6 protein-coding genes and 1 pseudogene (1 of these 7 running past the window's edge) are annotated in these 8,575 nt (G+C 69.4%); 2 read left to right on the top strand and 5 right to left on the bottom strand.

The features are described 5' to 3' along the window. Both LRS10_RS14355 and LRS10_RS14350 read right to left on the bottom strand, forming a co-directional pair. Window positions 1-526, bottom strand: partial view of a rhomboid family intramembrane serine protease gene (locus LRS10_RS14355; RefSeq protein ID WP_257837870.1) — the 5' portion only. Its footprint begins 194 nt before the window's first position; the window shows 526 of its 720 coding nt (coding positions 1-526); it begins with the start codon at window positions 524-526; its stop codon lies beyond the left edge, outside the window. A 51-nt stretch (window positions 527-577) separates the two neighbouring features. Further along, complete coding sequence (locus LRS10_RS14350; RefSeq protein WP_257837869.1) at window positions 578-1,408, bottom strand: SDR family oxidoreductase; 831 nt, start codon at window positions 1,406-1,408, stop codon at window positions 578-580. A gap of 153 nt (window positions 1,409-1,561) precedes the next feature. Here LRS10_RS14350 and LRS10_RS14345 point away from each other — a divergent pair, with 153 nt between their 5' ends. Continuing rightward, window positions 1,562-4,393 (top strand): pitrilysin family protein, encoded by a 2,832-nt coding sequence (locus LRS10_RS14345; protein WP_257837868.1) that lies wholly within the window; start codon window positions 1,562-1,564, stop codon window positions 4,391-4,393. Then, on the top strand, window positions 4,390-4,878 hold the full coding sequence (locus LRS10_RS14340; RefSeq protein WP_257837867.1) for a GNAT family N-acetyltransferase: 489 nt from the start codon (window positions 4,390-4,392) through the stop codon (window positions 4,876-4,878). The genes LRS10_RS14345 and LRS10_RS14340 overlap by 4 nt, the downstream gene beginning before the upstream one ends. Here the strand turns inward: LRS10_RS14340 and LRS10_RS14335 are convergent. The 3 genes and pseudogenes from LRS10_RS14335 to LRS10_RS14325 all read right to left on the bottom strand — a co-directional run bounded on the left by LRS10_RS14335 (window position 4,875) and on the right by LRS10_RS14325 (window position 8,549). After that, window positions 4,875-6,528, bottom strand: a pseudogene (locus tag LRS10_RS14335) (choline dehydrogenase). The gene LRS10_RS14340 and the pseudogene LRS10_RS14335 sit on opposite strands and share 4 nt — an antisense overlap. A gap of 86 nt (window positions 6,529-6,614) precedes the next feature. Next, window positions 6,615-7,694 carry a DUF3667 domain-containing protein gene (locus LRS10_RS14330; protein WP_257837866.1) on the bottom strand — a complete coding sequence of 360 codons (1,080 nt, stop codon included), beginning with the start codon at window positions 7,692-7,694 and terminating at the stop codon, window positions 6,615-6,617. Window positions 7,695-7,766: 72 nt separating this feature from the next. Then, window positions 7,767-8,549, bottom strand: a complete 783-nt coding sequence (locus LRS10_RS14325; RefSeq protein ID WP_257837865.1) for an enoyl-CoA hydratase-related protein — start codon at window positions 8,547-8,549, stop codon at window positions 7,767-7,769. Window positions 8,550-8,575 lie beyond the last annotated feature (26 nt).

Genomic DNA, 8,575 nt, shown 5'->3' with positions numbered 1-8,575 from the left:
AGAGGATCGGCCCGGGCCGCCCATGGCCCGCCATCAGGCGCGCCGCGCCGCCCATCAGGCCGGACACCGCGCCGGACGCCCCGAGAAGCGCGCTCTGCTCGCCCGCATGGAGCGCGACGTAACCGAGCGTCGAGAGCGCGCCGCACGCCAGATAGAAGATCATGAAGAGCGCGGCGCCGGAGAGGCGCTCTCCAAAGTAGCGCGCGACCGGCGTGCCGAACGCCAGGCAGAACCCGGCGTTCATCAGCGCATGCGGCCAGTTCCCGTGCAGGAAGAGCGCCGTGAACACCCGCTCCCACTGCCCCTCTTCCAGCAGCGCCGGCGAGAAGGCGTAGTCCATCGCCACGGCCGGAAGCGGGAACCGGCTCTGGATGGCATAGCCGCCGACGATCACCGCCGTCAGCAGCAAGGCGATCCAGGGCGCGTTGAAGATCGGCTCCGGCGCACGGCGGGAACCCGGCTGCTGGCGGTGCGGCGGCAGGTGCGGACCTCCGTCCGCCGGCGCTTCGAAACGGGCGACGTGCATCGGGCCCCATGTAGGCGGTCTTGGGCCCGCGCGCGAGCGGCGTTGTGCCCGCTAGTCCTTGCCAGGTTTGGTGAGTTGGCCGTGGAACGCCGTCTTCGCCGTATCGGGCATGGCCGCGGCCATGCCGACCTGCACCTTGTTCTTGAGGCCGGCCACCACCTGGGCGCGGTCATGCGCCAGGGCCTGGAAGGCGGCCTTGGCGACCATCGCCGGATCGTCCTTCTCCATCTGGCCGGCGCGGGTGTCCTGCAGGTCGGCGCGCTCGAAGAACTCGGTCTCGGTCGGGCCGGGCATCAGGACGGTGACGCCCACGCCGGTGTCCGACAATTCGTTGCGCAAGGCGTGGCCGAACGATCGCAGGAAGGCCTTGGTCGCCGCATAGACGGCTTCGCGCGGCCCCGGCAGGACCCCGGCGATGGACGAAGTGACGAGCACCTGGCCCCGGTCGCGTTCCACCATCTGGCGCAGCACCCGCTTGATCAGGTGCACCTGCCCGGACACGTTCAACTCGATCATCCGCAGTTCGGCGTCGAGGTCCGTCTCGCGGGCGAAATCCCCGCCGACGCCGACACCCGCGTTGGCCGCCAGGACGTCGACGGGCCGGCCCAGCGCCTGCAGTTCGGCGTAGAGCTGCTCGACGCCGTCGTAGGTGGCGAGATCCGCCGCGACGGTCCGCACCGTCGATACGCCATCGGGGCCAAGCCCGGTGAGGGCCTGAGCCGCCTCGCCCAGCACGCCCGCATCCTCGGCGCAGATCACCAGGTCGTAGCCATGCTCGGCGAACTGCCGCGCCAGTTCGAACCCGATGCCCTTCGAGCCGCCGGTCACGACCGCCAGCGGGCGGAGGTCCGTGGCGTTGTCCTGGTCGAGATCGATGGACATGGCGAAGTCTCCCGTACGCGCAACTCCAGATCGTGCGGCCGCGGCGATGGTTCCTAAAGGCGCCGCCATATCTGCGTCCGCCCGGCGCCTTGCGATGGCCGCGCGGGTCCGCGATGGTGCCGGCGCCTTGATGGACCTCCCGGGACAATTCGAATGAACCGCCTTCTGCGCGCGGCCCTCGCGCTCGGCGCTGCGCTGCTGCTGACCGTTCAGCCCACCCTCGCCGCATCTGCAGCGCCCGCCTGGCCGCAAGCGAGTTCCGATCTCAAGGCCGACCCGGCGATCCGCTTCGGCGTGCTGCCGAACGGCATGCGCTACGCCATCCGCAAGCAATCCATCCCGCCCGGCCAGGCCTCGCTGCGCCTGCGCATCGACGCCGGCGCCATGATGGAAACCGACGCCCAGCAGGGCCTCGCCCACTTCCTCGAGCACATGGCCTTCAACGGGTCGAAGAACGTCAAGGAAGGAGAGATGACCAAGATGCTGGAGCGCCTGGGTCTCGCGTTCGGGCCGGACACCAACGCCTCCACCGGGTTCGGCGAGACCATCTACATGCTGGAGCTGCCGAGGACCGACGCCGAGACGGTCGACACCTCGCTCATGCTGATGCGGGAATCAGCCTCCAACCTCCTGATCGAACAGGCGGCCGTCGACCGTGAGCGCGGCGTCGTGCTGTCCGAGGAGCGCGCCCGCGACACGCCCGGATATCGGATCCTGAAGGAGCGGTTCGCCTTCCTGCTCAAAGGCCAGTTGCTTCCCCAGCGACTGCCGATCGGCAAGGTGGAGGTCCTGCGCAACGCCCCGGCGGCCCAGGTCGCCGACTTCTATCATCGCTACTACCGCCCTGAGCGCGCGGTGTTCGTCGCGGTCGGCGACTTCGACGTTGACGCGATGGAGGCGAAGATCCGCGCCCGCTTCTCGGATTGGAAGGGCGTGGGCCCCGCCGGCGCGGATCCCGTGCAGGGCAAGGTCGCCCCGCGCGGCCCCGAGGCGAAGCTGGTCGTCGAGCCCGGGGCGCCCCTGTCGCTGCAGATCGCCTGGGTGGCCAAGCCCGATCTCACCCCGGACTCGGTGGCGAAGCGCAAGCGCGACCTCGTCGAGGCGCTGGCGCTTGCCGTCCTGAACCGCCGGTACTCGCGGCTCGCCCGTGGGGCGAACCCGCCCTTCATCGGCGCCAGCGCCTATACGTATCAGCAGGAGGACGAGGCGGACCTGGCGGTCATCGGCGTGGGCGCCGAACCGACCCGATGGGCCGAGGCCCTGGCGGCCGCCGAGCAGGAGCACCGGCGGGCGATCACCTACGGGATCCGGCAGGACGAGCTCGACCGGGAGGTCACCGAAATGCGCACGCTGCTGCGCACGGCCGTCGCCGGCGCCAACACCCGGCGCCAGGCGGAGCTGGCGAACGAGATCGTCGCCTCCCTCGCAGACCACCAGGTGGTGACCGCCCCGGCCGACGATCTCGCCCTCTTCGAGGAGACCGTGAGAGGCCTCACGGCGGAACAGGCCTCCGCGGCGCTGAAGGCCGCCTACCAGGGTGGCGGAGGTCCGCTCGTGTTCATGGCGAGCCCCCGCCCCGTCGACGGAGGCGATGCGGCCCTGATGCGCGCGTTCCAGGCCTCGCAGAAAACGCCGGTGGAGCCGCCGTCCGAAGCTGGCGCCGTCGCCTGGCCCTATCAGTCCTTCGGGCCGCCCGGCCAGGTGGCGGAGCGACGGGAAGCGACCGATCTCGGCGTGACTTTCGTGCGCTTCGCCAACGGCGTCCGCCTGACCGTGAAGCCGACCACGTTCCGGGACGATGAGGTGCTGATCCGCGTCAATGTCGGCGACGGTCTGCTCGACCTGTCGCCGACCCGGCAGAGTCCGGCCTGGGCTGGCAGCGCCTACATCGAGGGCGGGCTGAAGAAGATCGAGACGGACGACATGGAGCGGGTGCTGGCCGACAAGGTGATCGGCGCGCGCTTCGGCATCGGCGACGACGCGTTCGTCTTCAGCGGGTCGACCCGGCCCGAGGACCTGACGACGGAGATGCAGGTGCTGGCGGCCTATGTGTCGGAGCCCGGTTTCCGCGAGGAGGCGTTCCTGCGGCTGAAGACGGCCAGCAAGACGGCCCACGACCAGTTCGAGTCCACCGGCTCGGGCGTCCTCAACCGCGACCTCAGCGGCCTGCTGCGCAGCGGCGACCGCCGCTGGACCTTCCCGAGCCGGGAGGAGATCGAGGCCGCCCGCCTGTCGGACCTGACGGAACAGGTCGCCCCCCATATCGCCGACGGACGGATCGAGGTGGTGATCGTGGGCGACGTCACGGTCGACGACGCCCTCGCCGCCACGGCCGGGACGTTCGGCGCCCTGCCGACGCGCCCCGACCCCGCACCGATCCCGGAGACCGCCAAGGCCGTCAGCTTTCCCAAGGGCGGCCCACTGGTCCTGCGCACCCACAAGGGCCGAACCGATCAGTCGATCGGCTACATCGCCTGGCCGACGACCGACTACTTCGCGGAGCCGCAACGAGCGCGTGAAACCGCGGTGATGAGCGAGGTGCTGAGCCTCCGCCTGCTGGACGAACTGCGGGAGGCGCAGGGCGCCACCTACTCGCCCAGCGTCGGCGTCAACCACAGCCTCGTCTGGCCGCGCTGGGGCTATGTCGCCGCCAGCGTCGAGGTGCCGCCCGAGAAGCTCGGCGGCTTCTTCGCCGATGTCGCCAGGATCGTCGCCGACCTGAAGGCGAAGGAGCCGACCGCCGACGAGATGCAGCGGGCCAAGTCGCCCCGCATCGAACGGCTCCAGAAAGCGCGCCTGACCAACCAGTACTGGCTGGGCGAACTCTCCGGCGCCCAGTTCGACCCGCGTCGCCTGGACGTGATCCGCCAGGCCGTCCCCGGCGTGCAGAAGGTCACCGCCGCGGATGTCCGCCGCGCGGCCCAGACCTGGCTCAAGGACGAAACGGCCTTCAGGCTGGTGGTCAAGCCCGAGGCGGCGAAGTGACGGTCGTCCTCCGAGCAGCCGTGGCGGCCGATCTCGAGCTGTTGCGCCGGTGGGACGAGCAGCCCCACGTGGTCGCTTCGGATCCCAACGACGACTGGGGCTGGGAGGCGGAGCTGGCGCGGGATCCCGACTGGCGTGAACAGTTGATCGCCGAGGTCGACGGAAGGCCCGTCGGCTTTGTCCAGATCATCGATCCGGCGCGCGAGGACAGCCGCTACTGGGGTGAGGACTGTCCGCCAGGCCTGCGGGCCATCGACATCTGGATCGGCGAGCCGGACGCACTGGGTCGCGGATACGGCGCCGAGATGATGCGCCAGGCCATAGGGCGCTGTTTCGCGGCGCCGGACGTGACGGCGATCGTCATCGACCCGCTGGCCGACAACGCCGGCGCGATCCGCTTCTACGAACGGATGGGATTCACGGCGGTCGGTCCCCGCCGGTTCGGCGAGGACGACTGCCTGGTGATGCGGCTGGAGCGGCCCTAGGCGGCGGCCTTCTCATCGCCATACACCGGCGCGTCCTCGGCAGGCAGAAACGCCCGGCCGCGGATCGCATCGGAGATTTTCTCGGCGACCATGATCGTCGGGGCGTTGGTGTTGCCGCCCACCAGGGTCGGCATCACCGAGGCGTCGACCACCCGCAGCCCCTCCAGACCCTGGACGCGGCAGTCGCCATCGACCACCGCCATGGCGTCGCCCGCCGCGCCCATCCGGCAGGTGCCCACGGGGTGATAGATCGTCTCCGCCGTGCGCCGGATCCAGGCGTCGATTTCGGCGTCGGTCTGCACATCCCTCCCCGGCGCGTACTCCGCCCCGCGATACGGATCGAGCGCATTCTGGGCGGCGACGTCACGCATCATCTTGACCCCCTCGCGCATGGCGCGGCGATCTTCCTCGGCCGAGAGATAGTTGGCGAAGATCGCCGGATCAGCCATCGGGTCGGCGCTCTTCAGCCCCACCTTCCCGCGGCTCTCGGGCCGCAGCTGGCAGACGTGGAAGGTGAAGCCGTCCTTCTCCACCTGCACCTTTCCGTGGTCCTGCATGATCGCCAGCACGGTGTGGACCTGCAGGTCGGGCCGGTCGAGGTCGGGCCTTGAGCGCAGGAAGGCGCCGCTTTCCAGGAAGTTCTGGCGGCCGATCCCCTGTCCTCGCAGCAGATAGTCGAGCCCGACGAAGAGCTGCTTCACGCCCTTGCGCATCGAATAGACCGTGATCGGCTGCGGGCACTCCCAGGACAGGCAGGCGTCCAGATGGTCCTGCAGATTGGCGCCCACACCCTTCAGCGCGTGGTTCACCTTGACCCCGTGCGCGCCGAGCTCCTCGGGATCGCCGATGCCGGAGAGTTGCAGGATGTGCGGCGACTGCACGGGCGCCGGCGGCGACGATCACCTCGGCGTCGGCATAGATCGCCCGCGCCGGCTTCTTGCCTTCCACCACCTCGACGCCGACGGCGCGGCCCTTCTCCAGCAGCACGCGGGTCGTGCGGGCCCCCGTCAGGCAGGTCAGGTTCGGGCGCTTCAGCACCGGATGCAGATAGCCACGCGCCGCGCTCCAGCGCTGCCCGTCGCGGATGGTCATCTGGTAGGGGCCCCAGCCCTCCTGCTGATAGCCGTTGAAATCGCTGGTCACCGGATGTCCGGCCTGGGCGCCGGCCTCGATGGCGGCGCGGTAGATCGGGTTCGGGGAACTGGCCTTGGAAACGTGCAGCGGCCCCTCGCCGCCGTGCCAGGAGTCGGCGCCGCCCTCAAACGTCTCGGAGCGCTTGAAGTACGGCAGCACATCGGCATAGCCCCACCCGCCGAGGCCCATCTGCCGCCACTGGTCATAATCTCGCGCGTGGCCGCGGATGTAGATCATGCCGTTGATCGACGACGAGCCGCCCCAGCCCTTGCCCCGCGGCCACCACAGGCGACGGTTGTCGAGGTGCGGCTCCGGCTCGGTCCAGAAACCCCAGTTGTAGGGGCCCTGCTTGCCGATCAGGTTGCCGACGCCGGCGGGCATGCGCACCAGCAGGGAGCCGTCCTTGCCTCCCGCCTCCAACAACAGCACCCGCCTGGAAGGATCTTCGGTCAGCCGGTTGGCGAGCACGCAGCCGGCGGAGCCGGCGCCGATGATGATGTAGTCGTAGCGTTCCACCGGCCGTTTCCTCGTTCACCTTGTTCTGGGGGCAAAGGTGACGCAGGCGTCACGTTCGCGCAAGGCCACCCCTGCGTCAGCGTCAGTCAGGCGGAAAGCAGCGTGACGGCCATGACGAACAACAGCAGCGCGAAGGTGCAGAACCAAAGCAGGAACCACGTCCGCCAGAGCGCGGAGAAGGTGCGCAGGCCGTAGGCGCCCTTCAGCTGGTAATACATGTGCGCCGGGATCGCGAAGGGCAGCGTCATCCACAAGAGGGCCGAGAATATCCCGCCGATCCGCGTCCCGATGGCGAGCGCCATCACGAGCCACGAGATGAAGGTCAGCGAGTAGAGAACGAACACCCCGTGGTCGTAGAGCGTGAAGCCCCGCTTCCACATGAACAGCGAGGCCACGAAGGGGATCGAGATGGGGATCAGCAGGAACGAGAATTTGTAGAACGCCTGCTGCAGCTTGTAGAGCGCCAGCTCCGGGTTCTCGAGCTTGTGCCGGATCTTCTCGTCCAGCTTCTTGTTGCCGGTGTTGACCGCCTCCCCGGCGTCCTCGCCGATGACGGTGCGGATGTTGGTCTTCACCCGGTTGGGACTGGTGACGTTGCCGATCTCCTCACCCGCCTTTTCCGCCGCAGCCCGCGCCGCGTCCACCCGCGCCTGGGCCGCCGCTTTCGCTTCGGGCGCGGCGTTCCCCAGCGCCACTTCGGCATTGGCCAGTTCGGTGTTCTTCCGCGCCAGGTCCGCCGTCGCCAGCGCCTGCTGGCCGACGACGTTGTTCGCGCCGTCGACGGGGAAGTAGCTCAGCCCCATGAACAGCACGAACATCGTGAACAGGAACATGGCCAGCGGCGAGACGTAACGCGTGCGCCGGCCGTGCACCCACTCCCGCGTCAGCCGCCCTGGTCGGAACGCCAGCAGCGGCACCGTGCGCCAGAACCGGCTGTCGAAATGCATGACGCCGTGCAGCACCTCTTCGCCGAGGTGCGCGAGCGTGCGGTGCAGGTGCGCCGCCTGACCGCAGTTGGAACAGAAGCGCCCATGGACCTCGGCGCCGCAGTCGGAGCAGACATGCTGGACCTCCCCGGCCTTGCCGGCCGGCCGCTCGACGGACGACCCCAGACCGCCGCCGTGCACCGCCCCGGCCACCACGCCCGCAGCGTCGACATCCACCATACGCAACCCCCCGTCGTCGCGGCGGAATGTGACCGGATTGCCGCCGGGGAACAAGGGTTCGTCAGCGTGCTGTCAGCGGCCCTTCCACTGCGGCGGCCGCTTCTGGGCGAAGGCCAGCGGCCCTTCCTTGAAGTCCTCGGACGTGAACAAGGCGCCGATCGCCGGATACTTGTTCTGGCCTCGAATGGCCGCCTCGAGGCTGGGCTCGTCCAGGCCACGATAGACTGCCTCCTTCGACGCGCGGACCGACATCGGCGAGAGCTCGCAGATCTGCTTGGCCCAGTCGCGCGCCGTGCGCATCAGGTCCTGCGGCGCGGTCACCTCGGCGACGAAACCCAGGTCCTTGCCTTCCTGCGGCGACACCCGGCGCGCGGTCAGGATCATGGCCATGGCGCGCTTGACGCCGATGGCACGCGGCAGCCGGTGCAGGCCGCCGGCGAGCGCCGCCAGTCCCACGCGCGGCTCCGGTAGGGCGAAGGTCGCGTTCTCAGAGGCGATGATGATGTCGCAGGCGAGCGCGATCTCGAACCCGCCGCCCATGGCCACGCCGTTCACCGCCGCGATCAGCGGCTTGTTGAGGTCGAACCGCGAGGTCAGGCCGGCAAAGCCCGACGGCGGGCTCTTCATCTCGCCGCCCGTGGCCTGGTGCTTCAGGTCGTTGCCGGCGGAGAAGGCGCGGTCGCCCGCGCCGGTGACGATGCCCACCCACTGGTCCGGATCGGCGGCGAAGGCGTCGAAGGCCTCGTGCAGCTCGAAGTGAGCCGGCGAGTGCAGCGCGTTCATCACGTCCGGCCGGTTGAGGATGAAGGTGGTGATCGGCCCTTCCCGCTCCACCTTGATGAACTCGTAGGCCATCGGGCCGCCTCCCTCTCTCTATATAT

It is taken from the genome of Phenylobacterium sp. J426 (assembly GCF_024699945.1).
In the GTDB taxonomy this organism is placed as follows: domain Bacteria; phylum Pseudomonadota; class Alphaproteobacteria; order Caulobacterales; family Caulobacteraceae; genus Phenylobacterium.
This window is presented reverse-complemented; position numbering and strand designations above follow the sequence as displayed.

Coding starts and splice junctions, on each gene's coding strand:
- LRS10_RS14350 (WP_257837869.1), bottom strand. CDS start 1,408: ATGTCCATCGATCTCGACCAGGACAACGCCACGGACCTCCGCCCGCTG.
- LRS10_RS14345 (WP_257837868.1), top strand. CDS start 1,562: ATGAACCGCCTTCTGCGCGCGGCCCTCGCGCTCGGCGCTGCGCTGCTG.
- LRS10_RS14330 (WP_257837866.1), bottom strand. CDS start 7,694: ATGGTGGATGTCGACGCTGCGGGCGTGGTGGCCGGGGCGGTGCACGGC.
- LRS10_RS14325 (WP_257837865.1), bottom strand. CDS start 8,549: ATGGCCTACGAGTTCATCAAGGTGGAGCGGGAAGGGCCGATCACCACC.